The 25,624-nt window shown below is 69.8% G+C and carries 7 protein-coding genes; 3 read left to right on the top strand and 4 right to left on the bottom strand.

What is annotated here, in order from left to right; all coding sequences use genetic code 11:
* Positions 1–56: 56 nt before the first annotated feature.
* Complete coding sequence (locus tag ABNQ39_RS17165; protein ID WP_376962014.1) at positions 57–734, bottom strand: LuxR C-terminal-related transcriptional regulator; 678 nt, start codon at positions 732–734, stop codon at positions 57–59.
* A gap of 323 nt (positions 735–1,057) precedes the next feature.
* On the opposite strand from ABNQ39_RS17165, the gene ABNQ39_RS17170 reads away from it, so the two are divergent.
* Both ABNQ39_RS17170 and ABNQ39_RS17175 read left to right on the top strand, forming a co-directional pair.
* Positions 1,058–2,229, top strand: a protein-coding gene (locus tag ABNQ39_RS17170) for an IS3 family transposase (RefSeq protein WP_376962016.1) whose coding sequence is annotated in 2 segments (ribosomal slippage) — positions 1,058–1,343 and positions 1,343–2,229 — 1,173 coding nt in all. Because the reading frame shifts where the segments join, the coding sequence is not laid out codon by codon here.
* Positions 2,226–3,251, top strand: a complete 1,026-nt coding sequence (locus tag ABNQ39_RS17175; RefSeq protein WP_376962604.1) for an FAD-binding oxidoreductase — start codon at positions 2,226–2,228, stop codon at positions 3,249–3,251. Before ABNQ39_RS17170 ends, ABNQ39_RS17175 begins: the two co-directional genes overlap by 4 nt.
* A gap of 50 nt (positions 3,252–3,301) precedes the next feature.
* On the opposite strand, the gene ABNQ39_RS17180 is transcribed toward ABNQ39_RS17175, so the two are convergent.
* Entirely contained in the window at positions 3,302–3,835 is a 534-nt protein-coding gene (locus tag ABNQ39_RS17180) for an RNA polymerase factor sigma-70 (RefSeq protein ID WP_376962018.1), read from the bottom strand.
* A 155-nt stretch (positions 3,836–3,990) separates the two neighbouring features.
* Between ABNQ39_RS17180 and ABNQ39_RS17185 the strand changes: the two genes are divergently transcribed.
* Entirely contained in the window at positions 3,991–6,537 is a 2,547-nt protein-coding gene (locus ABNQ39_RS17185) for a TonB-dependent siderophore receptor (protein ID WP_376962020.1), read from the top strand.
* A 6-nt stretch (positions 6,538–6,543) separates the two neighbouring features.
* On the opposite strand, the gene ABNQ39_RS17190 is transcribed toward ABNQ39_RS17185, so the two are convergent.
* Both ABNQ39_RS17190 and ABNQ39_RS17195 read right to left on the bottom strand, forming a co-directional pair.
* Positions 6,544–7,518 carry an alpha/beta hydrolase gene (locus tag ABNQ39_RS17190; protein ID WP_376962022.1) on the bottom strand — a complete coding sequence of 325 codons (975 nt, stop codon included), beginning with the start codon at positions 7,516–7,518 and terminating at the stop codon, positions 6,544–6,546.
* Between the two features lie 31 nt (positions 7,519–7,549).
* The gene (locus tag ABNQ39_RS17195) at positions 7,550–25,504 is read right to left on the bottom strand and encodes a non-ribosomal peptide synthase/polyketide synthase (RefSeq protein WP_376962024.1); all 17,955 of its coding nucleotides are present in this window, start codon (positions 25,502–25,504) and stop codon (positions 7,550–7,552) included.
* Positions 25,505–25,624: the final 120 nt, after the last annotated feature.

The following is a 25,624-nucleotide window of genomic DNA, read 5'->3' on the forward strand; positions in this document are numbered from 1 at the left end:
CAAAGATCCGGCAATCTGTCTGAAAAGCGGCCCCGACCTGAACCGTGCGAACCACGTCAGGGTCTGTTTCCGTCGAGCAGGCCGGTTTCCTGGGCGCGGCGTACCGCATCGGCACGGTTGCGGGCACCCAGCTTCTTGAAGATGCGGCGTGCATGGAATTTGACCGTCACTTCGGCCAGATCGAGCTGTCGGGCGATTTCCTTGTTGGTCGCCCCGTTGGACAGCAGGGTGAAGACATCCCGTTCGCGGTCGGTCAGCGTCGCCTGTTCGCCAACACCGTCGATCTCTCCGCCCTCGTCCTCCGGGGCGTTCGGCGGGTCGTCGCCGGCGAGAGCCAGCAGGATGCTTGCCGGCACCGTCGTTCCGCCTTCGACCACCACCTTCAGCGAGGGACCCAGGATGCGGCGCGGCGTCGTCTTGGGCAGGAACGCCGAGGCGCCACGGCGGAAGGCCTCAAGGGCGATTGCCGGGCGCTCCGCCCCGGTCACCACGGCGACGGGACCGCGCACCCCGACCTCCCGCAGCCGCGTGATCGGATCGCTGTCGCCGATGCCGGGCATGTTCCAGTCCAGCACGATCAGGTCGAAAGAGCGCCCGGCGACATCAGCGGTTTCCAACTCCTCGTCATCCAAGGTTTCGACGAACACGAAATCCGCATCGGGCCATTGGAAGCCGATCGACAGCTCCAGCGCTTCCCGAAACAGGGGATGATCGTCGGCAACGAGAATCTTCACCTCATCTCTCCCTTGGTAACCGCCCCCAGGGGTCGTTTCCAATTCGCAAGAGGATGGCGGCAGAATGGTTAAGAAGCAGTAAGGTAGCCCCCGTTTCCTGAACAGTCGGCTTTAATGATATATCCGTCAAGTTGAGCGGACTTTCTGCGGCCGTCACGGGTTGAAGAGGAATGCCGCCAGTCAAGGAGCCGGACTATGACCATCCGGTGCGGTTCATTCTCCCACCTCAGGACCGTCCGATGGCTTGGGCTCGCTCCCCTCTGAGCCTCCTCCGGATCGGTGGACACCTTTGTTAAGCTCCCGTTGGGAGCGGAGAGGTGGACATGACAACGACACGGCGCTTTTTCACGGATGAGTTCAAGCGAGAGGCAGTGGCCCTGCTGGAAAGCAGTGGCCGGCCCCTGGAACACGTTGCCAAGGAGTTGGACATCCAGCCGTCGATGCTGCGCACCTGGCGGCGGCGCGTATCCGGGTCAGCGGGGCCAGCGCAGCTCCCCACCAAGCAGGCGCCGGCCCCGCTGGCCGCCGGCGATCAGTCGGCGGAGATCGCGCGCTTGAAGCGCGAACTGGATCGTGTCCGTATGGAACGAGACATACTAAAAAAAACTGTGAGCATTTTCTCGGAGCCTCTGAAATGAGGTTCCGGATCATTGAGGACTGCCGCGACGAATACCCGGTTCGAGTGCTCTGCGACGCCCTCGGCGTGTCGTCTTCTGGCTATTATGCTTGGCGCACGCGACCGGAGAGCCCGCGCAAGGCGGCGAACCGGCAGTTGCTCGATGACATCCGGCGACTTCACGCCGATCACCGCGAGCGCTACGGAGCCCCGCGCATTCATGCCGCCCTGCGGGCACAGGGCCGGACCGTCAGCCGGGGGCGCGTCGAACGCCTCATGCACCGTCATGGCCTTCGGGCTCAGCGCCCCCGGGCCTTTCGGGTCTGCACCACCGACAGCCGCCACGCCCTGCCGATCACCCCCAACCTCCTGGACCGCAACTTCGCTCCAACCGCTCCGAACAAGGTCTGGCTCACCGACATCACTTACGTGCCGACCGACGAGGGCTGGCTGTACGTGGCGGTGGTCCTCGACCTATTCAGCCGCAAGGCGGTCGGCTGGGCCATGCGCGATCACCTGCGCACCGAATTGCCGCTGGCGGCGCTCACCATGGCCCTCCAGCGCCAGCAGCCCGCCCCCGGCCTTCTGCACCATTCCGACCGCGGTTGCCAATACGCCTCGGCAGACTACCGCAAGGCTCTGAAAAACCATGACATCACCCAGTCGATGAGCCGTAAGGGGAACTGCTGGGACAACGCACCAATGGAAAGCTTCTTCGGAAGCCTGAAATCGGAACTCGTCCACCATCACCGGTACGCGACACGCGAGAATGCCAAGCGCGACCTGTTCGCCTACATCGAAGGCTATTACAATCGCCAACGCCTCCACTCGGCAATCGGCTATAGAACACCTGAGCAGGCCGAGCTTCAGGCCGCATAACCCGGTGTCTATCGTTCCGGGGGAAACTCAGCGCCCAATTCCGCTACCGGCCCGGCCAGTTCCTGACGCTGGAACTGCCGGTCCCCGGCGGGCCGGTGTGGCGGACCTACACCATCTCGTCCTCGCCGTCGCGTCCCATGGGGGTTTCGCTGACGGTGAAGGCGCAGGCCGGCAGCGTCGGCACCCGCTGGATGCTCGACACCCTGCGGCCCGGCATGCGGCTGCGCGCCAAGGGGCCGGCCGGCAGCTTCGCGCTGCTGCCCGATGCGCGGGACAAGTACCTGTTCCTCTCGGCAGGCTCCGGCGTCACCCCGTCGGTGTCGATGACCACCTATCTGTTCGACCGCGGCACCGGGATCGACGTCGTCCTCGTCACCTGCGCCAAACGCCCGGCCGAACTGGTCTGCCGCCGGACGCTGGAGCTGATGGCCTCCCGCGTGCCGTCGATCAAGCTGCACTTCATCGTCGAACAGGACGACCCGTTCGATGTCTGGACCGGCTATCGCGGCCGGCTGAACCAGGTCATGCTCGGTGCCATCGCCCCGGACTATCTCGACCGGCACGTCTACTGCTGCGGGCCGGAGCCGTTCATGAAGGGCGTGCGCGACATGCTGATCGCGCTCGGCTTCGACATGTCCCGCTATTTCCAGGAAAGCTTCAACGCGCCGGTCCTCGACACCGACGAAGCCCCGGCGACCGGCGACTTCGTTCCCGACCCCTCGCATGCGGCGGAGGTGGTGTTCAGCGCCTCCGGCGTGACGGCCGGCTGCGACGAGAGCGACACCATCCTGCATGTCGCCAAAAATGCCGGCCTGAACATCCCGTCCGGCTGCACCTTCGGCGTCTGCGGCACCTGCAGTGCGGAAGCTGTCCGGCGAGGTCCACATGGTCCACAGCGGCGGCATTTCCGACGAGGACATCGCCGAAGGCTACATCCTCGCCTGCTGTTCCCGCCCGATCGGAAGCGTCAGCCTCGACATCTGACCGATTGCAGTCCTGTTGGTATTCCTGGCGATCGATGAAGTGACAGCGCTGACGAAGAGCGGCAGCGGATGCGGCAGCGGGCCGTCGTTCAGGACAACGGGTCGATTCGCTTCATCGTCTTGCGGCAATGGATCAGCGCGTCGCGAATCATGAAGTTGACCAGCGTCGGCGACACACCGAGGGTGGCCGCGATGTCCTTCTGGCTGTGGCCGTGGATCCGGTGCATCTCGAAGGCATAGCGGGTCCGCTCCGGCAGATCGGCCAGGGCGGATTCAAGCGTCTGCAGAAGTTGACGGTTCACGTTTACGCTTTCCGGCGACGCCGCCTCCGGCGTGCTTACCGTCTGCCCTTCCTCCTCTGCCACGAGCAAGCGTGACTCCATGCCCTTCCGGCGGTAATGATCGATTGCCAGGTTACGGACGACCATCATCATGTAGCCCGCCTTGGCCCGGATGGAACTGGTCGATTCCGCACCCAGAAGCTTCAGAAAGGCATCCTGGACAACGTCTTCGGCATGGTGGCGACAGCCGGTGATCCGCTCGGCTACCCCGATCAACGAGCGCCGGTGCGTGGTGAAGACGTCGCACAGGGTCTGGCTTTCGACGGATCCGACCTGTCGCATGGAGAGTTCCTTGTGCAGAGTGAAGCCACGGGTGGGGTTGCAATCCCTCTGGCTTGACAAGCTGCCGCAGGCTAATGCAACTGACAATCATTTGCAAACAAGGAAACGGCAGAATTTCTCCGTGCGGTTTCCAGCGTGCGTTGTAGGGGCTTTGGATGACCGATCGTCTTGCGGGGCTCCGCCCAACCGCCCGAAGCCGGGGTGCCGGCCACCGGCCTCCTGCGCTCGGCTGGCTGGCGGCCTGCCGGGTCGCGGCCGGTTGGACGACGGTCTGGACGGCGGTCTGGACGGCGTCGCTGGGCTTGCCCACCCCTGCCCTTTCGACCTCCATCGACCCGGCTCCCGCTCCGTCCGACATCGGGCGGCCGGCAGTACAGGAGCCGACAGCACAGGAGATGCTGCTGGAGATCCCTGCCCTGCCCCTTCGGGAGGCGCTGACCAGATTGGGCCGCCAGACCGGCTTGCAGATTCTCTACAACCCCGACCTTTTGGCCGGACGCCGCTCGCGTGCGCTGTCGGGGCGGATGGCCCCGGCGGATGCCCTTTCCATCCTGCTGAGCGGAACCGACCTCGCCTTCGAGATGCGGGAGCGGATGGTGACGATCGGCCGGCTTCAGGAGAATCCCGGATTCCTTCCGGCCCTGACGGTGGAAGGCCGCCCGCCGCCCGCAGGCCAGGCAGCGCGGCTCCCCAGCCACGGCGGCAGTGCCGGCAAGACCGCAACGCCCATCGAGGAATCGCCGCAAGGACTTTCCATCGTCACGCGGGAAGATCTGGACCGGCGCGACGTCCAGGACATCAATGCCGCCCTCTCCTACAGCGCTGGGGTCCGCCCCATCGACTACCCCGGCGGCCAGGGTGCCATCGACGTCTTCGTTCGCGGTTTCCGCCAGAGTTCGGAATCCGTCATGATTGACGGGCTGCGCAGCGGCTACAACCCTTACGGGCTGGAGTACGAGCCTTTCGGCGTGGAGCGGGTGGAGGTGCTGAAAGGCCCGGCTTCCACACTCTATGGAGCCATGCCACCCGGCGGAGCCATCGCCCTGACCAGCAAGCGCCCGACCGACACCCCGCTCCATCGGCTCCAGCTGCAAGGCGGAAGCCATGACCGGAGGCAGGTCACGGCCGACCTCAGCGACCGGATCGACGCCGAGGGGACGCTTCGCTATCGCCTGACCATGCTGTCACGACGAAGCGGCACACAGATCGAACGCACCCCGGACGACCGCCTCTATGTCGCGCCCGCCCTGTCCTGGTCCGCTGGCGAGAAGACCGACATCACGCTGCTCGCAAGCTATCTCGATTTCCGAAAGATGGGGGCGGAGCAGAGCTTCCCGGCAGCGGGGACGGTGCTGGACAATCCATACGGCCGCCTGGACTCGAGCCTGTTCCTCGGCTATCCCGGGCTGAGTTCCTACCGTTCGCGCAGCCTGTCGGCCGGCTACGACATCCGGCATGCCCTGACCGGGGACTGGATGCTGAATCAGACCCTGCGCTACAGCCGCAGCCGCGTCGGCTATCTGTCGAGCTGGGCGTCGTCGGGCCTGCTGGAAGCGGACCGCTACTACCGCTTCGGGTTGCAGGACCGGCCCAAGACCAGTTCGACGCTGCTGACGGATACCAGCCTGCAAGGCAGCGCCGCCACCGGCCCGCTGCGCCACAGCCTGCTGGCGGGAATCGACCATGGCCGCTACCGGGCACACGAGACGCGGCGGAACGGCACGGTGGCCGATGCGCTCGACGTCTTCGATCCGGTCTATGGCGGCTCCTATGGCTGGGACGCGACGCTTGCCCGCGACCTGACCGACCGCATCCGCCAGACCGGCCTCTATGCCCAGGACGAAATCGCCGCCGGCAACTGGCGATTGACGCTCGGTGGCCGGCTGGACTGGAGCCGTACCGGGACTGTCGGCCGCCTGTCCGATGGTCCTCTGGTGGAGACGACACAGGTCGACCGGGCCTTCACCAAGCGTGTCGGGCTGGCCTACCGGTTCGAAAGTGGCCTGACGCCCTATGCCGGCCACTCGACCTCCTTCCAGCCGAACAGCGACAGCGACGTGCAGGGCCGCCCCTTCTCGCCGAGCCGGGGAACACAGTTGGAAGCCGGGCTGCGCTACCGGCCGAAGGGCTTCGACGGTCTCTTCACCCTGTCGCTGTTCCGTGCCGTTCAGCGCAACCTCACTGCCGCCGATCCGGACAATCCCGGCTATTCCATCCAAACCGGAGAGGTGCGGTCGCGTGGCGTCGAACTGGAGGCAAAGGCGGCTCTCGATGCCGCGACCGACCTGACGGCGGCCTACAGCTACACCGACGCGCGGGTCACCCGCGACACGCCTTACCCTGGCGGAACCGACAGGACGGGAAAGCGGGTGGCCTCGGTACCGCGTCATGCCGCCGCGGTCTGGCTGCGGCGGCATATCGACGATGGAGCGGCCGGCGGTCTGACCGCCGGTGTCGGGATGCGCTACGTCGGCGCGACCTACAATGCCGCGAACAGCATGCGAGTCCCCTCCTACATGCTGGCCGATGTCAGCCTCGGCTACGATCTGGGACGGCTCCGCCCGGCACTCGACGGCGCCGGTCTCACCGTGACCGCGACCAACCTGTTCGACCGACGCTATTTCTCGCCGGGATTCTACGAGAACTCCGTTTTCTACGGCAACCGCCGGACAGTTCTGGCCACCCTGTCCTACAGCTGGTGACGACCGTCAGCCAGCCTCGGCCAAATGCCGGCGCAGCACATCGGCGATCAGGTCCTGCGCCTCCTCCGCCTCGTCCACCAGGGCCCCCATCCGCAGGAAATCGTGGGTCATCCCGGCATGGATCCGCACATCGACGGGAGCACCGGCCGCCGCCAGCTTGTGCCCGTAGGCGATCCCTTCATCGACCAGCGGATCGCATTCGGCCAGCACGAGCAGAGCCGGCGCCAGCGAGGCCGCGACACCGGGTGAAAGCTCCGCCAACAGCGGCGAGAAGCGGCCGTCCCACCGGTCGGCCTCCTCACGGGCATAATGACGATAGAACCACTCCAGCGTCGCCCGCTCCAGCAGATGCCCTTCCCCGTACCGGCATAGGGAATCGGTTTCGGCGGTGGCATCGGTCACCGGATAGATCAGCACCTGCAGACGCGGGCGCGGCAGGCCGGCATCCACGGCGGCCCGCAGGCTGATCGCCGCGGCGAGACTGCCGCCGACGCTGTCGCCCCCCACCGCCAGACGGCCGCCGTCGAGCCCCAGTGCCGCGCCAGCCCTGCCGAGCCAGTCCAGCGCGTCCAGCGCATCGTCGAAAGCCGTGGGAAAGCGATATTCCGGAGCCAGCCGATAAGCCACCGACAGGACCGCAATCCCGCTCTTCGCCGCAATCGCCCGGCACAGCCCGTCATGGGACTCGAGGCTGCCGACGACATAGCCCCCGCCGTGGAAGAAGAGCAGCACCGGAGCCGGCATCGCCGTCCGGTCGGCGGAATAGAGACGGGCCGGCAGCACCGCACCGTCGCGGGTCGGGATGGACAACTCCTCCACCCGCTCCACCGGCTCGCCGCCGGGGTCCATCATGCGGGAGGTGTGCTCGAAGGCGAGCCGGGCCTCCGCCGGCGACAGGGCGTGCATCGGCTTCATCCTGCCGTCCTCGCGTCCACCCGCTGCGAGCGCGAGGAAGGCGGCAATATCGGGGTTCACAGGCATCGGTCGTTACTCCCGGTCGGAATGGGCGCGCTCACTCCGCGGCATCCGCTAGGTCGGCGGCAGGGGCGTCGGCAGGGGCGTCGGGCCGTTCCACCGCCGGCCCGGCCAGATGTTTGGCGATGTCCGCCAGGAAGCCTTCGTCGCGCGGCGCCTCGAAATGACCGCAGCCGAGTGTCCACCAGGACTGCGGGCGCCCGCCGAGCTGCGTCTCCAGGCGCAGCCGGTCGGTGTCGCGGCCGGTGACCCACCAGCCCTGCACAGCGGCGTCGACCGGCAGGCAGGCCGGCAGGGCTACGGACAGCCGCTTCAGATGACGGGCGGTCAGGAAGGCCTGGGTCAGCTCCTCCGCCCCCATCGCGGTCCCCAGCCCTTCAGCGCCGCCGGTCCGGGGAGTATCGAGCGCCTGGGAGATGACGCTTCTGATCGCGTCGGCGTCTTCGGACCCGGCCGCGGGAGGGCCGACAACCACCCCCGGCAACATCACCGCAAGGAAGCCGGCAAGATCGTCGCGCCAGTCATCCAGCCCAAACTCGCCGCCAAACTCGCCGATGTCCGGCAATGGCACGAAGGGGTCGAGCAGGGCAAGGCGCCGCACACGCTGCCCCCGGCGCTCCAGCTCGGCCGCCATCAGCGCGGCAATCGTTCCTCCCAGCGACCAGCCGAGCAGCTCGTAGGGGCCCTGCGGCTGCCGCGCCCGCAGCAAGTCGACATAGTCTCGCGCCATCTCCTCCAGCGAACGGTCCCGCCATGCCGGATCGAGCAGCATGCGCGACTGGATCGCCAGCACGCTCCGCCGCCCGTCGAGGCGACGGGCCAGCGGTTCATAATCGAAGACCGTGCCGAAGCCGGCATGGATGCAGACCAGCGGCGGCTGTCCGGCAAGCTGCCGGTTCAGGGCCATGATCGGCAACGGTCCGCCCTTCGCCGCATTTGTTTCCGCGGCAGTCCCGAGCAGTTCGGCGATGGTTGGCTTGCGGATCAGGTCACGAAGCTTGAAGGACACCCCAAGCGGCTTCAGCGCCCTTGCACGGGTCACCAGCTGGATGGAGAGGATGGAGTCTCCGCCTAGCTCGAAGAAGTTGTCGGTGACGCCGACGCTCTCCAGCCGCAACAGCTCGCACCACAGCGCCGCTAGCGCCCGTTCGGCCACGCTGCGCGGCGGAACTTGCCCCGACGATGCGGCAGCCTCCGGCTCGGGCAGCGCCTTGCGGTCCAGCTTGCCGTTGGGCGTCAGCGGCAACCGCTCCAGCACCACGAGGTGGGACGGAACCATGTAGTCCGGCAGAGCCGCCTTCAGCCCGCCGCGCAGCCGCTCGACAAGCCCATCGCCGGCAACTCCGTCGCCGACCGGCACGACATAGCCGACCAGACGCTTGCCCGACGTGCTGTCACGGGCGACCACCGCCGCCTCGCGCACACCCTCCTGCGCAAGCAGCCGTGCCTCCACCTCACCGAGTTCGATGCGGAAGCCGCGGATCTTCACCTGATGGTCGATCCGCCCGACATACTCGATCACCCCGTCGCCGCGCTGGCGAACGAGGTCGCCGGTGCGGTACAGCCGCCCGCCGCCGCTGGAGAACGGGTCGGCGACGAAGCGCTCTGCCGTCAGCCCGGGACGGTTCAGGTAGCCCCGCGCCAACCCCGCGCCGCCAAGATAAAGCTCCCCGACCACGCCAAGCGGTACCGGGTTCAGGTCGCCGTCCAGGACATGGGTGGTGCGGTCGCCCACCCGCAGGCCGATCGGTGCATAGGCGGCACCGCAGCGGTCCTGCCGGCCCGCCTTCCAGATCAGCGGCGTCACCACCGTCTCGGTCGGGCCGTAGCCGTTGATGATGTGCTCCGGTTGCAGTGCCTCCCTGGCCAGCTCGAAGGCCGCCTCCCCCACCGCGTCGCCGCCGAAGCAGTAGACCCGCACCGGCGGCGGGGCGGTCCCCCGCTCCGTCCGCTCGCGCCCGGCATGCTCGGCCAGCTGCTGCAGGTAGACCGGCGGGAACGCCGCCACCGTCACGCCATGGCGCTGCATCGCCGTGTAGGTCTGCTCCGGCGTCCACAGGCTGTCGTCGCGGACCAGCAGGCGGCTGCCGTGGGTCAGCGCGGTCAGCCAGCGTTCATGCGCGCCGTCGAAGGCGAAGGACATGAAATGCAGCTCGCAGTCCTGCGGGGTCATGGCATAGAGCGCGCCGATGGCCCGGCAATGCATGGCGAGCGGGCCGTGCGCCACCGCGACCCCCTTGGGCAGGCCGGTGGAACCGGAGGTGTAGATGACGTAGGCGAGGCTGCCGGGCAGCACCGCCACCGCCGGTGCGGCGTCGGCCTCCTCGGCCGGCAGGCCGTCGAGCAGCAGGCTCGGGAGGCCGTCCGGCAGCGGCAGCCGGTCCGCCAGACTGCCATCGGTCAGCAGCAGGGCGATGCCGGCATCGCCGATCAGGTAGGCGAGGCGCTCGCGCGGATAGGCGGCATCCAGCGGGACATAGGCGCCGCCGGCCTTGAGCACCGCCAGCAGGGCGACGATCATGGCGGGTCCGCGCGGCAGGGCGACGCCGACGCGGACCTCCGGCCCGACGCCGGCCGCGGCCAGCCGGCAGGCCAGGGCGTTGGCCCGGCGGTCGAGCGCAGCGAAGCCGAGAGTGCTGCCCCCCGGAACGCCCCCCGGACCGCCATCAAGACCGCCGTCCACCACCGCCGGCCGGTCACCGAGCGCGGCGGCCATGGCGGCGATGCGGACATGCACCGGCTCGAAGGCCTCGGCGGCGACCGGTGCGTTCCACGCGGCGAAGCGGGCCCGCTCCTCCCCGGTCAGCAGCGGCACCTCTCCCACCCGTCGCCCGGCATCCGCCGCAAGACCACACAGAACCGTCTCGAAATGGCCTTGGATACGGTTGCACAGATCGCCGTCGATCAGATCGCGGCGGTGTATGAACTTGACCTCCAGCTCTTCACCGACCGACACCTCCAAATCCATGGCGAATCCGGTCACGTCGACCCGGTCCGTCGCTCCGAATCTGACAGTCTGGTCGTTTTGGTTTTTGATGGCCTCGTCGACGGGATAGTTCTCGAAGACGAGGATGCTGTCGAACAGGGCCCGCGCGCCGCCGCTGGTGCCGAGGCTGGTGCCGGCCCAGCGCTGCACCTCGTGCAGCGGCGTGTGCTCGTGCTCGCGCATCTCCAGGTTCCGCCGCTGCAATCCGCGCAGCCACTCCCCCACCCGCTCGCCAGACGGCGGACGCTCCACCACCGGCAGCGTGTTGATGAACAGCCCCAGCGTCTCCTCGACGCCGGCAAGCTCCGCCGGACGGCCCGACACCGTCGCGCCGAACGCCACCGTCTCCTGACCGCTGTAGCGGTGCAGGAGAAGCGCCCAAGCCCCCTGCACCAGCGTGTTCAGCGTCACCCGCTGCGCCTGCGCGAACGCCTGCAACCGCCGCGTCGCATTGCCATCCAGTCGCAGCCACACCACGCCGTGCCCCGCCTGCGGAGCCCGGCAGGGCAGGCTGGCCGCCAGCAGCGTCGGCGCCTCCAGCCCCGACAGGCGCCCGCGCCAGAAGCGCTCCGACGCCGCACCATCCTGCCGCCCCAACCACGCGATGTAGTCGCGGTAGCGGCCCGCCGCGCCGCCCACCTCCGCTCCCCGGTAGCGGCCCAGCACCTCCGCCACCAGACGCGCGCTGCTCCAGCCGTCCAGCAGCAGGTGATGGCTGGTCCAGATCAGGCGATGGCGCCCCCGGCCCTGTCGCCCCGGCAGCCGCACCAGAACCACCCGCTGCAACGGCGGACGGCCAAGCTCGAAGCCGCGGGCACGCTCCTCCCGCGCCAAGGCCCCCAGGGCCTCCTCCAGTTCGGCGCCGGCAAGGCCGCGGTCGCGCCAGTCCAGCACCGACACCGCATCGGCCACCCGCTCCCACACCGCCTGCAACGGGGCGGCCAACGGGGAGGAAGGCGCGCCGCCCCACAGGAAACCGGTGCGCAGCACGGCATGGCGCGCCGTCACCCAGGCCCAGGCGGCGGCGAAGCGGGTCTCCTCTAGCCCCTCCACCTCGACGGCGAGCTGCGTCACATAGGGGCTTTCGCCCTCCGCGGCCCCTTCCAGCGCGTGGAACAGCATGCCCTGCTGCATCGGGCTCAGCGGGTAGAGGTCCTCCAGTTCGCGCGCCGGCAGGGGCAGCGCGTCCAGCTGCCCCTGCGTCAGGCCGGCCAGCGGAACGTCCGACGGCGTCAGCCCGCCGGCCGAGGCCTCGCAATGCGCAACCAGCGCCCGAAGCTCCTCCCCATAGGCCGAGGCCAACCCCTCCACAACCGATGGCGCCAGCACCGCCCGGCTGTAGCTCCAGTCGAACACCAGCTCCCCGTCATAGACCTGACCGTTCAGCGTCAGCCAGTTGCCCAGAGGCGCATCGGCATCCTGGCTGCTGCCCGCCGGCTCGTCGGCCGGCACGAAGCGGGCGGTGTCGTCGAAGCTGCCGTCGAACTGGCCCAGATAGTTGAAGGTCACCCGCGCCTCGGGCAGGGCCCGCAGCGCTGCCTGCGCCTCCCCATCGCCCAGATGGCGCAGCACGCCAAAGCCAAGCCCGTTCGACGGCACCGACCGAAGCTGCTCCTTCACCGCCCTGATCGACGCGCCAATCTCTCCGCCGGCTCCCCCGCCTGGGCGCAGATGCACCGGATAGGCGGTGGTGAACCAGCCGACGCTGCGGCTGAGGTCCAGGCCACCCACCAGCTCCTCGCGGCCATGACCCTCCAGCTGCACCAGTGCCGAGGCTGCGCCGCTCCACCGGCACAGCACCCGCGACAGCGCCGTCAGCAGAAGGTCGTTCACCCGCGTCCGGTAGGCCGCGGGCGCCGACGACAGCAGGCGCTTGGTCCAGCCGGCATCCAGCCGCGTCCGCGCCACGGCGGATGCCGCCACCCTCAGCGCCTCGGGGGAGACCGGTTCCGCCACCCCCGGCAGCCCGGCCGGAGCCCCCGTCAGGCTGTCGCGCCACCAGGACAGCTCATCCCTCAGCGTCCCGCTCGCGGCGTGGCGGCGCAGCGCCTCGCCCCAGGACTGGAAGGACGCAGTCTTGGCCGGCAGCAGCACCGCCTCGCCCCGCTCCAGCTGCGTGCAGGCCAGCTGTAGATCCTCCAGCAGCACGCGCCAGGACACGCCGTCCACCACAAGATGGTGGATCGCCAGCAGCAGGCGCTGCTCCCCGCCCCGATCTCCGTCTTCATCCTCCCGCTCCACCAGCAGGGCGCGCAGCAGCGGGCCATGGTCGAGGTCGAGACTGCGCTGGGCCTCCTCGCACAGCCGCTCCTGCGCTCCGGCATCGGCGGCGGCGCGGTGCCACAGCACCGACGGCACCGCCTCGGGCGGCAGGTGCTCGGCACGTCCGCCTCCAGCGAAGACCAGCCGCAGGGCGTCGTGATGAGCCAGCAGGGCCGAGAGCGCCCTTTCCAGCAGCGCCGGATCGACCGGCTGGCGCAGCCGCAGCAGCACCGACTGGTTCCAGTGGCTGCGGTTGGGGATCGCCTCCTCGAAGAACCAGCGCTGGATCGGCGTCAGCGACAGCGCACCGCCGACGCTGCCCTGCCTGGCGACCGAAGCGGACGGAGCGCCGGCATCGCTGCGGGCGGCGCGGGCGAGCGCCTCCAGGGTCTGATGCTCGAAGACGTCGCGCGGGGTGAAGGAGAGGCCGTGGCGGCGGGCGCGGCTGACCAGCTGGATGGAGAGGATGGAGTCTCCGCCCAGTTCGAAGAAGTTGTCGGTGACGCCGACGCTCTCCAGCCGCAGCAGCTCGCACCACAGCGCCGCCAAAGCGCGCTCGGCATCGCTGCGCGGCTGAACTTGGGCCGACGACGACGCCAGCTCCGGCTCGGGCAGGGCCTTGCGGTCGAGCTTGCCGTTGGGCGTCAGCGGCAAGCGCTCCAGCACCACGAGATGCGACGGAACCATGTAGTCCGGCAGAGCGCGGCTAAGATGCTCCCTCAGCCGCCGCGGCAGTTCCGCGTCCGCATCGGCGGCGACATAGCCGACCAGACGCTTGCCGCCCACACCGTCGCGGGCGACCACCACCGCATCCCGCACCGCCGGATGGCCGCGCAGCACAGCTTCGATCTCGCCAAGCTCGATCCGCAGGCCGCGGATTTTCACCTGATGGTCGATCCGTCCGACATACTCGATCACCCCGTCCCCGCGCCGCCGCGCCAGATCGCCCGTCCGGTACATCCGACCGCCGTCGGCGCAGAACGGGTCGGCGACAAAACGCTCCGCCGTCAGCCCGGCCCGCCGGTGATAGCCCCGCGCCAGACCCGCACCGGCGATGTAAAGCTCGCCGACCGCGCCGGCCGGAAGCGGGCTCAGGCACTCGTCCAGCACATGCAGCCGCAGATTGTCGATGGCCACGCCGATCGGCACCCCGCCGCCCGCACCGCCCTCCCCGGCCCGGCAGGTCCAATGGCTGACGTCGATCGCCGCCTCCGTCGGGCCATAGAGGTTGTACAGGCCGACCTGCGGCAACCGGGCGAACAGCCGGTCCTGCAACGCCGCCGGCAGAGCCTCGCCGCTGCACACCACCCGGCGCAGGCTGGTGCAATGCTCCACCCCCGGCTCTTCCAGGAAGGCCTGCAGCATGGAGGGCACGAAGTGCAGCGTGTCGATGCCCTCCCCGCGGATCAGCGCCACCAACCGGGCCGCGTCGCGGTGCTCGCCGGGCGCCGCCACCACCAGATGCGCTCCCACCATCAGCGGCCAGAAGAACTCCCAGACCGAGACGTCGAAGCCGAAGGGCGTCTTCTGCAACACCCGCTCGCCCGGAGACAGCCGGTAGGCCTTCTGCATCCAGGCCAGCCGGTTCAACAGGGCGCCATGGCTGTTGCCGGCCCCCTTGGGCGTGCCGGTGGAGCCGGAGGTGTAGATCAGGTAGGCGAGGTTCTCCGGCCGCAGCCCGGCCGCTGGCGGCGTGTCCGGCAGTCCCCCGGTGTTCTCGGCGTCGGTGTCCTCGGCGTCGAGCAGCAGCAGGCGGACAGCCTCGGGCAGCGCCTCGCCGCCCAGCCTGCCGGCAAGATGGGACTGGGTGAGCAGCAGGGCGATGCCGCCGTCCGCGGCCATGGCGGCAAGGCGGGCGGGTGGCAGTTCCGGATCGAGGGGCAGATAGGCGCCGCCCGCCTTCATCACCGCCAGCAGGCCGACGACCAGCTCCAGCGAGCGTTCGGCGGCGACGCCGACCGTCACCTCCGGGCCGACGCCCAGCGCCTGAAGCCGGTGGGCCAGCCGGTTCGCCTGTGCCTCCAGCTCGGCATAGCTCAGCGTCCGGCCGCCGAAGCTCACCGCAGGACACCCGCCATGCAGGCCGGCCTGTTCCGAGATAAGCTCCGGCACCAGGGGGCCGGCGGTCAGCGTCCCGTCGCGGGTCGCGTTCCAGCGGGCGAAGCTCCGCCATCCCTCCTCGTCGAGCAAGCCGATCTCACCCAACCGGCGCCCGGCATCCTCGACCAGGGCCAGCAGAAGCCGTCGGGTCTGTGCGGCGAAACGGCGGACCTCCTCGTCGCCGATACGATCGCGCCAATGGCTGAAGGTCAACGTCAGTTGCTTTCCGGCGCCCATCAGCAGGGTCAACGGGACGGAGGTAAGCTCATGATTCTGTGGAGCGCCGAAGCGCAGGCCGCCGGTTTCCCCGCGGCCAAGCGCGTCGGACAGCGGATAGTTCTCGAACACCAGCAGACTGTCGAATAGCATCTCGCCGCCATGGCCGGACCAGCGCTGGATGTCGGCCAGCGGCGTGTGTTCGTGCTCCCGCATTTCGAGATTGCTGGCCTGGAGATCGGTCAGCCACCCCGACACGGTCTGGGCCGGATGCGGCGTGCCGACCAGCGGCAGCGTGTTGATGAACAGGCCGATCTGCTTTTCGATGCCCGGCAGTTCGGCCGGCCGGCCGGAGACCGTCACGCCGGCCGCCACCGCCTTCTGTCCGGTCCGCCGGTGCAGAAGCAGCAGCCAAGCGGCCTGAACCAACGTGTTGAGCGTCACTTGGCTCTGACGGGCGAAGCGGACGAGGAGCGCGGTTTCCCGTTCGTCGAAGGCAAGTTCGAAGACTCCATGCCCTTGGCCGATATCCGGTTGCCCGCTGGCCGCCGCGATCCTGGTCGGCTGTTGGAGTTCGGCGGTGCGGTTGCGCCAGAAGGCCTCGGACGCCGCCCTGTCGCGCCCTTGCAGCCAGGCCACATGGTCGCGGAAGCGGCCGCCGTCCGCCGCCGGCACGACGCCGGCATAGCGTTGCAGCACCTCCCCCAGAAGCTGCGAGCTGCTCCAGCCGTCCAGCAGGATGTGGTGGCTGGTCAGGATCACATGGTGGCGCTCCCCGCCCGTGCGCACCACCGCCAGCCGCAGCAGAGGCGGTGCCGCAAGGTCGAAGCCGGCCTGCCGCTCCGCCGCCGCAAGCGCCTCCAGCCGCACCATCGGGTCCGCATCGGCGCGCCAGTCCTCCAATCGCAGCGGCACCGCGACCTTGCGCCGGATCGCCTGCAACGGCTGCTCCAGGCCGTCCCACAGGAAGCCCGCCCGCAGGCTGTCATGCGCATCGACCGCCCCCTGCCAGGCCGCGTGGAAGCGCGCCACGTCCAGCCCGTCCACATCCACCCGCATCTGGTTGATGTAGGCGTCGCCACCCGGCTCGTAGAGCGCATGGAACAGCATGCCCTGCTGCATCGGCGTCAGCGGGTAGAGGTCCTCCAGTTCGCGCGCCGGCAGCGGCAGCGCGTCCAGCTGGCCCTGCGTCAGGCCGGCCAGCGGAACGTCCGACGGCGTCAGCCCGCCGGCCGAGGTCTCGCAATGCGCGACCAGCGCCCGAAGCTCCTCCCCATAGGCCGAGGCCAGCCCCTCCACAACCGATGGCGCCAGGACCGCGCGGCTGTAGCTCCAGTCGAACACCAACTCCCCGTCATAGACCTGCCCGTTCAGCGTCAACCAGTTGCCCAAGGGCGCATCCAGGTCCTGGCTGCTGCCCGCCGGCTCGTCGGCCGGCACGAAGCGGGCGGTGTCGTCGAAGCTGCCGTCGAACTGGCCCAGATAGTTGAAGGTCACCCGCGCCTCGGGCAGCGCCCGCAGCGTTGCCTGCGCCTCCGCATCGCCCAGATGGCGCAGCACGCCAAAGCCAAGCCCGTTCGACGGCACCGCCCGCAGCTGCTCCTTCACCGCCTTGATCGACGCGCCAATCTCTCCACCGGCTCCCCCGCCTGGGCGCAGATGCACCGGATAGGCGGTGGTGAACCAGCCGACGCTGCGGCTGAGGTCCAGGCTTCCAACCAGCTCCTCGCGGCCATGCCCCTCCAACTGCACCAGCGCCGACGCTTCGCCGCTCCACCGGCACAGCACCCGCGACAGCGCCGTCAGCAGCAGGTCGTTCACCCGCGTCCGGTAGGCCGCGGGCGCCGACGACAGCAGACGCTTCGTCCAGCCGGCATCCAGCCGCGTCCGCGCGACGGCGGATGTCGCCACCCTCAGCGCCTCGGGGGAGACCGGATCCGCCACCCCCGGCAGCCCTGCCGGAGCCCCCGTCAGGCTGTCGCGCCACCAGGACAGCTCATCCTTCAGCGCCCCGCTCGCGGCGTGGCGGCGCAGCGCCTCGCCCCAGGACTGGAAGGACGCGGTCTTGGCCGGCAGCACCACAGCCTCGCCCCGCTCCAGCTGAGCGCAGGCCAGTTGCAGATCCTCCAGCAGCACGCGCCAGGACACACCATCCACCACCAGATGGTGGATCGCCAGCAGCAGGCGCTGCCCGCCGTCATCCTCCCGCTCCACCAGCAGGGCGCGCAGCAGCGGGCCATGGTCGAGGTCGAGGCTGCGCTGGGCCTCCTCGCACAGCCGCTCCTGCGCTTCGGCATCGGCGGCAACGCGCTGCCACAGCACCGGCGGCACCGCCTCGGGCGGCAAATGCTCGGCACGGCCGTCCCCGGCGCTGCCATCCATCGCGAAGACCAGCCGCAGGGCGTCGTGATGGGCCAGCAGGGCCGTGAGCGCCCGCTCCAGCAGCGCCGGATCGACCGACCGGCGCAGCCGCAGCAGCACCGACTGGTTCCAGTGGCTGCGATTGGTGATCGGCTCCTCGAAGAACCAGCGCTGGATCGGCGTCAGCGACAGCGCTCCGCCGACGGCCCCCTGCTCGGCGGCCGGGGTGGCCGGAGCGCCGGCGTCGCTGCAGGCGGCGCGGGCGAGCGCCTCCAGGGTCTGGTGCTCGAAGACGTCGCGCGGGGTGAAGGAGAGGCCGTGGCGGCGGGCGCGGCTGACCAGCTGGATGGAGAGGATGGAGTCTCCACCCAGTTCGAAGAAGTTGTCGGTGACGCCAACGCTCTCCAGCCGCAGCAGCTCGCACCACAGCGCCGCCAAAGCGCGCTCGGCATCGCTACGCGGTTGAACTTGGACCGACGACGACGCCAGCTCCGGCTCGGGCAGCGCCTTGCGGTCCAGCTTGCCGTTCGGCGTCAGCGGCAACCGCTCCAGCACCACGAGATGCGACGGAACCATGTAGTCCGGCAGAGCCGCCTTCAGCCCGCCGCGCAGCCGCTCGACAAGCCCATCGCCGGCAACCCCGTCGTCGGCGGGCACGACATAGCCGACCAGACGCTTGCCGGAGCTGCCGTCACGGGCGACCACCGCCGCCTCGCGCACGCCCTCCTGCGCCCGCAGCCGCGCCTCCACCTCGCCAAGCTCGATGCGGAAGCCGCGGATCTTCACCTGATGGTCGATCCGCCCGACATACTCGATCACCCCGTCCCCGCGCTGGCGCACGAGGTCGCCGGTGCGGTAGAGCCGCCCGCCGCCGCTGGAGAACGGGTCGGCGACGAAGCGCTCCGCCGTCAGGCCGGGACGGTTCAGGTAGCCGCGCGCCAACCCCGCGCCGCCAAGATAAAGCTCCCCGACCACGCCAAGCGGTACCGGGTTCAGGTCGCCATCCAGGACATAGCCGCAGGTCCCATCGATGGGACGGCCGATGTTGGCGCGGCCCCCCGCCTCGCGACGGGTCACGGTCGAATAGGTCGTGTCCTCCGACGGGCCGTAGAGGTCGTAGACGTCGGCGATACCGGCGGTATAGAGGTCATCCACCAGCGATTGAGCCAACGGCTCGCCCGCCAGATTGACGGTCCGCACACCAGCCGGGATACCGCCGGAGCGCAGGAGGCCGGCAATAGCCGACGGTACCGTGTTGATCAGGCACACGCGGTCGCGGGCCGGCAGGTCGGGCAAGGCCAGGGCGTTGTCGGCCATCACCACATGCCCGCCGGCACTCAGCGTGACGAAGAATTCCCAGACCGAAAGATCGAAACAGACGGAGGTCGAGGCCAGGACCCCCTGCAACTGCTCCGGCCGGTAAAGCCGCAATGCCCAGTCGATGAGGGCCGAGGCGTTGCGATGCTCGATCACCACACCCTTCGGCCGTCCGGTCGAGCCGGAGGTGTAGATGACATAGGCGGCGCCCTCCGCCCTGTTGACCGGCAGCGGATCGTCCGCCGGGCCGTTCTCCAGACCGAGCGCCGGATCGTCGAGCGCCAGCAGCCGCAGGCCCCCGCCCGCCGGAAGACGGGGCAGCAGGCTGCGTTGCGTCACGACCAGTGCCGCCTGGCTGTCGGCCAGCATGTAGGCGACACGGTCGGCGGGATAGTCGGGGTCGAGCGGAACATAGGCACCGCCAGCCTTCAGGATCGCCAGAAGACCGGTCGGCAGAACCTCCGTCCGCTCCAGCATGACGGCGACCGGGACACCGGGCGCGACACCGAGCGCGCGCAGCCGATGGGCCAGCCGGTTGGCCTGCCGGTTGAGATCGCCATAGCTCACGCTGCGCGTGCCGGCGATAACCGCGGTGGCATCCGGACTGCGGGCGGCCTGCACCTCGAACAGACGCGGCAAGGGCGTCGCGTCCATCGGCTCCGGTTGGTTCCAGGCGCCGAAAATACGGTCGCGGTCGGCCTCGTCCAGCACGGAGAAGGCACCGAGCGGCCGGTTCGGGGCTTCGGCCATCGCCAGCAGAAGACGGCGTAGATGGCCGGCGAGGTGCGCCACCGCCGGCCCCGTCAGATGCGCGCGGTCGTAGCGGTGATGCAACCCCAGCCGGTCGCCGGGCATGATCGCGATGGTCAGCGGATAGCTGGTCCGCTCATAACCGATCACCGGCGAGAAGCGCAGCCCGCCGGGGCTTCCCTGACGCAACGCCTCGGCGACCGGATAGCTCTCGAACACCAGCAGGCTGTCGAACAGGGCACCGCCGGCATCGCCCGATGCGGACTGGCCCGACCAGTGCTGAATATCGCCGAGCGGCGTGTGCTCATGCTCACGCAGGTCGAGGTTGCGGCTTTGGACCGTGCGGAGCCAGTCTGCCACCGGCATCGCGGGATGGGGCGTCAGGATCACCGGCAGCGTGTTGATGAACAGGCCGAGCCGGTGTTCCACCCCCGGCAAATCCGCCGGGCGGCCGGACACGGTGGTGCCGAAGGCAACGGTGTCCTGGCCGCCATGCTGCCGCAGCAGGACGGCCCAGGCCGCCTGCATCAGCGTGTTCAGCGTGACGTCGCAGCGACGGGCAAGGTCGGTGAGGCGACGGGTTTCCTCCACGGTGAAGACGCAGCGATGCTCGCCCTGCCCATCCCGCTCAGGCAAGGGGTCCGCCTGCGGGCCGGACGGCAGCAGCGAGACAACCCTGGTCGGCTGTTGGAGTTCGGCGGTGCGGTTGCGCCAGAAGGCCTCGGACGCCGCCCTGTCGCGCCCTTGCAGCCAGGCCACATGGTCGCGGAAGCGGCCGCCGTCCGCCGCCGGCACGACGCCGGCATAGCGTTGCAGCACCTCCCCCAAAAGCTGCGAGCTGCTCCAGCCGTCCAGCAGGATGTGGTGGCTGGTCAGGATCACATGATGGCGCTCCGCGCCCGTGCGCACCACCGCCAGCCGCAGCAGAGGCGGTGCCGCAAGGTCGAAGCCGGCCTGCCGCTCCGCCGCCGCAAGCGCCTCCAGCCGCACCATCGGGTCCGCATCGCCGCGCCAGTCCTCCAGCCGCAGCGGCACCGCGACCTTGCGCCGGATCGCCTGCAACGGCTGCTCCAGGCCGTCCCACAGGAAGCCCGCCCGCAGGCTGTCATGCGCATCGACCGCCCCCTGCCAGGCCGCGTGGAAGCGCGCCACGTCCAGCCCGTCCACATCCACCCGCATCTGGTTGATGTAGGCGTCGCCACCCGGCTCGTAGAGCGCATGGAACAGCATGCCCTGCTGCATCGGCGTCAGCGGGTAGAGATCCTCCAGTTCGCGCGCCGGCAGCGGCAGCGCGTCCAGCTGCCCCTGCGTCAGGCCGGCCAGCGGAACGTCCGACGGCGTCAGCCCGCCGGCCGAGGTCTCGCAATGCGCAACCAGCGCCCGAAGCTCCTCCCCATAGGCCGAGGCCAGCCCCTCCACAACCGATGGCGCCAGCACAGCCCGGCTGTAGCTCCAGTCGAACACCAGCTCCCCGTCATAGACCTGACCGTTCAGCGTCAGCCAGTTGCCCAGAGGCGCATCGGCATCCTGGCTGCTGCCCGCCGGCTCGTCGGCCGGCACGAAGCGGGCGGTGTCGTCGAAACTGCCGTCGAACTGGCCCAGATAGTTGAAGGTCACCCGCGCCTCGGGCAGCGCCCACAGCGTCGCCTGCGCCTCCGCGTCGCCCAGATGGCGCAGCACGCCGTAGCCAAGCCCGTTGGATGGAACCGCCCGCAGCTGCTCCTTTACTGCCTTGATCGCTGCCTCCAGTTCCCCGCCTGGGCGCAGATGCACCGGATAGGCGGTGGTGAACCAGCCGACGCTGCGGCTGAGGTCCAGGCCGCTCACCAGCTCCTCGCGGCCATGACCCTCCAGCTGCACCAGTGCCGAGTCTGCACCGCTCCACCGGCACAGCACCCGCGACAGCGCCGTCAGCAGAAGGTCGTTCACCCGCGTTCGGTAGGCCGCGGGCGCCGACGACAGCAGGCGCTTCGTCCAGCCGGCATCCAGCCGCGTCCGCGCCACGGCGGATGTCGCCACCCTCAGCGCCTCAGCCGGCACCGGCTCCACCACCCCCGGAAGCCCGGCCGGAGCCCCTGTCAGGCTGTCGCGCCACCAGGACAGCTCATCCCTCAGCGCCCCGCTCGCGGCGTGGCGGCGCAGCGCCTCGCCCCAGGACTGGAAGGAGGCGGTCTTGGCCGGCAGCACCACCGCCTCGCCCCGCTCCAGCTGAGCGCAGGCCAGTTGCAGATCCTCCAGCAGCACGCGCCAGGACACACCATCCACCACCAGATGGTGGATCGCCAGCAGCAGGCGCTGCCCGCCGTCATCGCTACGCTCGACCAGCAGGGCGCGCAGCAGCGGGCCATGGTCGAGGTCGAGGCTGCGCTGGGCCTCCTCGCACAGCCGCTCCTGCGCTTCGGCATCGGCGGCAACGCGCTGCCACAGCACCGGCGGCACCGCCTCGGGCGGCAAATGCTCGGCACGGCCGTCCCCGGCGCTGCCATCCATCGCGAAGACCAGCCGCAGGGCGTCGTGATGGGCCAGCAGGGCCGTGAGCGCCCGCTCCAGCAGCGCCGGATCGACCGACCGGCGCAGCCGCAGCAGCACCGACTGGTTCCAGTGGCTGCGGCTGGGGATCGGCTCCTCGAAGAACCAGCGCTGGATCGGCGTCAACGACAGCGCTCCGCTGACAGCACCCTGCCCGGTGACCGGGGTGGCCGGAGCGCCGGCATCGCTGCGGGCGACGCGGGCGAGCGCCTCCAGGGTCTGGTGCTCGAAGACGTCGCGCGGGGTGAAGGCGAGGCCGTGGCGGCGGGCGCGGCTGACCAGCTGGATGGAGAGGATGGAGTCTCCGCCCAGCTCGAAGAAGTTGTCGGTGATGCCGACGCTCTCCAGCCGCAGCAGCTCGCACCACAGCGCCGCCAAAGCGCGCTCGGCATCGCTACGCGGTTGAACTTGGGCCGACGACGACGCCAGCTCCGGCTCGGGCAGGGCCTTGCGGTCCAGCTTGCCGTTCGGCGTCAGCGGCAACCGCTCCAGCACCACGAGGTGGGACGGAACCATGTAGTCCGGCAGCGCCGCCTTCAGCCCGCCGCGCAGCCGCTCGACGAAATCGTCCGCCTCCGCACCGACCGGCACGACATAGCCGACCAGCCGCTTGCCGGAGCTGCCGTCGCGGGCGACCACCGCCGCCTCGCGCACACCCTCCTGCGCAAGCAGCCGTGCCTCCACCTCACCGAGTTCGATGCGGAAGCCGCGGATCTTCACCTGATGGTCGATCCGCCCGACATACTCGATCACCCCGTCCCCGCGCTGGCGCACGAGGTCGCCGGTGCGGTAGAGCCGCCCACCGCCGGCCGAGAACGGATCGGCGACGAAGCGCTCTGCCGTCAGCCCGGGACGGTTCAGGTAGCCCCGCGCCAACCCCGCGCCGCCAAGATAAAGCTCCCCGACCACGCCAAGCGGGACCGGGTTCAGGTCGCCGTCCAGGACATGGGTGGTGCGGTCGCCCACCCGCAGGCCGATCGGTGCATAGGCGGCACCGCAGCGGTCCTGCCGGCCCGCCTTCCAGATCAGCGGCGTCACCACCGTCTCGGTCGGGCCGTAGCCGTTGATGATGTGCTCCGGTTGCAGCGCCTCCCTGGCAAGCTCGAAGGCCGCCTCCCCAACCGCGTCGCCGCCGAAGCAGTAGACCCGCACCGGCGGCGGGGCGGTCCCCCGCTCCGTCCGCTCGCGCCCGGCATGCTCGGCCAGCTGCTGCAGGTAGACCGGCGGGAACGCCGCCACCGTCACGCCATGGCGCCGCATCGCCGTGTAGGTCTGCTCCGGCGTCCACAGGCTGTCGTCGCGGACCAGCAGGCGGCTGCCGTGGGTCAGCGCGGTCAGCCAGCGTTCATGCGCGCCGTCGAAGGCGAAGGACATGAAATGCAGCTCGCAGTCCTGCGGGGTCATGGCATAGAGCGCGCCGATGGCCCGGCAATGCATGGCGAGCGGGCCGTGCGCCACCGCGACCCCCTTGGGCAGGCCGGTGGAACCGGAGGTGTAGATGACGTAGGCGAGGCTGCCGGGCAGCACCGCCACCGCCGGTGCGGCGTCGGTCTCCTCGGCCGGCAGGCCGTCGAGCAGCAGGCTCGGCAGGCCGTCCGGCAACGGCAGCCGGTCCGCCAGACTGCCATCGGTCAGCAGCAGGGCGATGCCGGCATCGCCGATCAGATAGGCTAGGCGCTCGCGCGGATAGGCGGCATCCAGCGGGACATAGGCGCCGCCGGCCTTGAGCACCGCCAGCAGGGCGACGATCATGGCGGGTCCGCGCGGCAGGGCGACGCCGACGCGGACCTCCGGCCCGACGCCGGCTGCGGCCAGCCGGCAGGCCAGGGCGTTGGCCCGGCGGTCGAGCGCGGCGAAGCCGAGAGTACTGCCCCCGGGACCGCCGTCCACCACCGCCGGCCGGTCACCGAGAGCGGCGGCCATGGCGGCGATGCGGGCATGCACCGGCTCGATGGCCTCGGCGGCGACCGGTGCGTTCCACGCGGCGAAGCGGGCCCGCTCCTGCCCGGTCAGCAGCGGCACCTCGCCCACCCGTCGCCCGGCATCCGCCACAAGGCCACACAGAAGCGTCTCGAAATGGCAGCGCAACCGGTCGATCCTGACATGGTCGTAGAGATCGGTTGCGTAGGTGAAGGCAGCCTCGATCCCGCCGCCCTCTTCTTCCACGGTGTCGAGGGTCAGGTCGTAGCTGGCCACGGCACTGTCGAGCGCCATCGGCTCCACCCGCAGACCATCCATCACGGAGGTTGCACGGCCATCGCGGCGCTGGTGGTTGAACATCACCTGGAACAGCGGATTGTAGCTGAGGCTGCGCTCCAGCTTCAGCGCCTCCAGCAGTTGTTCGAAGGGGAGATCCTGATGCGCCTGCGCCTCCAGCGCCGTTTCCCTGACCCGATCGAGCAGGTCGGCGACGCGGTCGCGCCCGTCGATCCGCGGGCGCAGAACCTGGGTGTTGACGAAGAAGCCGACGACGCCCTCGCACTCTGCACGGTTGCGGTTGGCGACCGGCACGCCGATGGCGATATCTCCCTGCCCGCTGTGGCGGTGGAGCAGCATCGTGAAGGCCGTCAGCAACAGCATGAACAGCGTGACGTCGGTCTCGCGGGCGAAGGCGCGCAACGTCCCGGCCAGTTCCGCGCCGAGCGTGAAGCGCAGGATGGCGCCGCGGTGGCTCTGCCGCGCAGGCCTCGGCCGGTCGGCGGGCAATTCCAGCGGCGCCCGGTCTCCCCCCAGACGGTCGAGCCAATAGGCGAGTTGCCGCTCCGCCTCGCCCGCCTCCAGCATGTTCCTCTGCCACAGGGCGTAATCGGCATAGCGGATCGGGGGGTGCGGCAGGTCGATCCTTCCATCGCGCCGTATGGCACGGTACAGCTCCGCGAACTCCCGGATCAGCACGGCCATCGACCAGCCATCCGACGCGATGTGGTGCATCGTCACCAGAAGACGATGGTCCTGCTGCCCCAGCCGGACGAGGCGCGCCCGCAGGAGCGGACCGGCCTCCAGATCGAAGGGTGCCTGCGCCTCCTCCTCGATCAGGCGACGTGCGGCACCCTCGCGCCCATCGGCCGGCAGATGGCTCAGGTCGTCGACCGCCAGCCGGAATTCGGTCTCTTCGAGGACGGTCTGCACCGGTTCCCCGTCGCCCTGGCGGAACACAGTCCGCAGAGCTGCATGGCGGTCCAGCAGATGTTCGAAGGCGCGGGACAGCGCGTCGCGGTCGAGATCCCCGGCGAGGCGCGTCGCGCTGAAAATATTGTTGGCGCCGCTGTCGGGGTCGAGCTTCCACAGCGCCCACATCCGGCGCTGCGCATGGGACAGCGGCGCCTCCGTGGCCGGGGCGAGGTCCGCCGGGATCGGCAGCAGCGAAAGGTCCACGGCCTCGTCGCGCATGGCGCGCCAGAACAGCTTGCGCTTTTCCACCGGCAGACCGATGAAGCGGCGGACCAGGTCCACGGAGTCTTGAGCAACCATCTGGAATTTCCCATCGCCGGCTGGCTTGACGCTGATCCGGCCGCCGGGGTTTCCGGTACGGTCGACCGGGGCGGCCAGACTGTGCGCGGCGCGCCATCAGGCACGACCGCGGTCTCCAGT

Origin of the sequence: Azospirillum sp. A26 (assembly GCF_042604635.1) — a bacterium.
In the GTDB taxonomy this organism is placed as follows: Bacteria; Pseudomonadota; Alphaproteobacteria; order Azospirillales; family Azospirillaceae; genus Azospirillum; species Azospirillum palustre.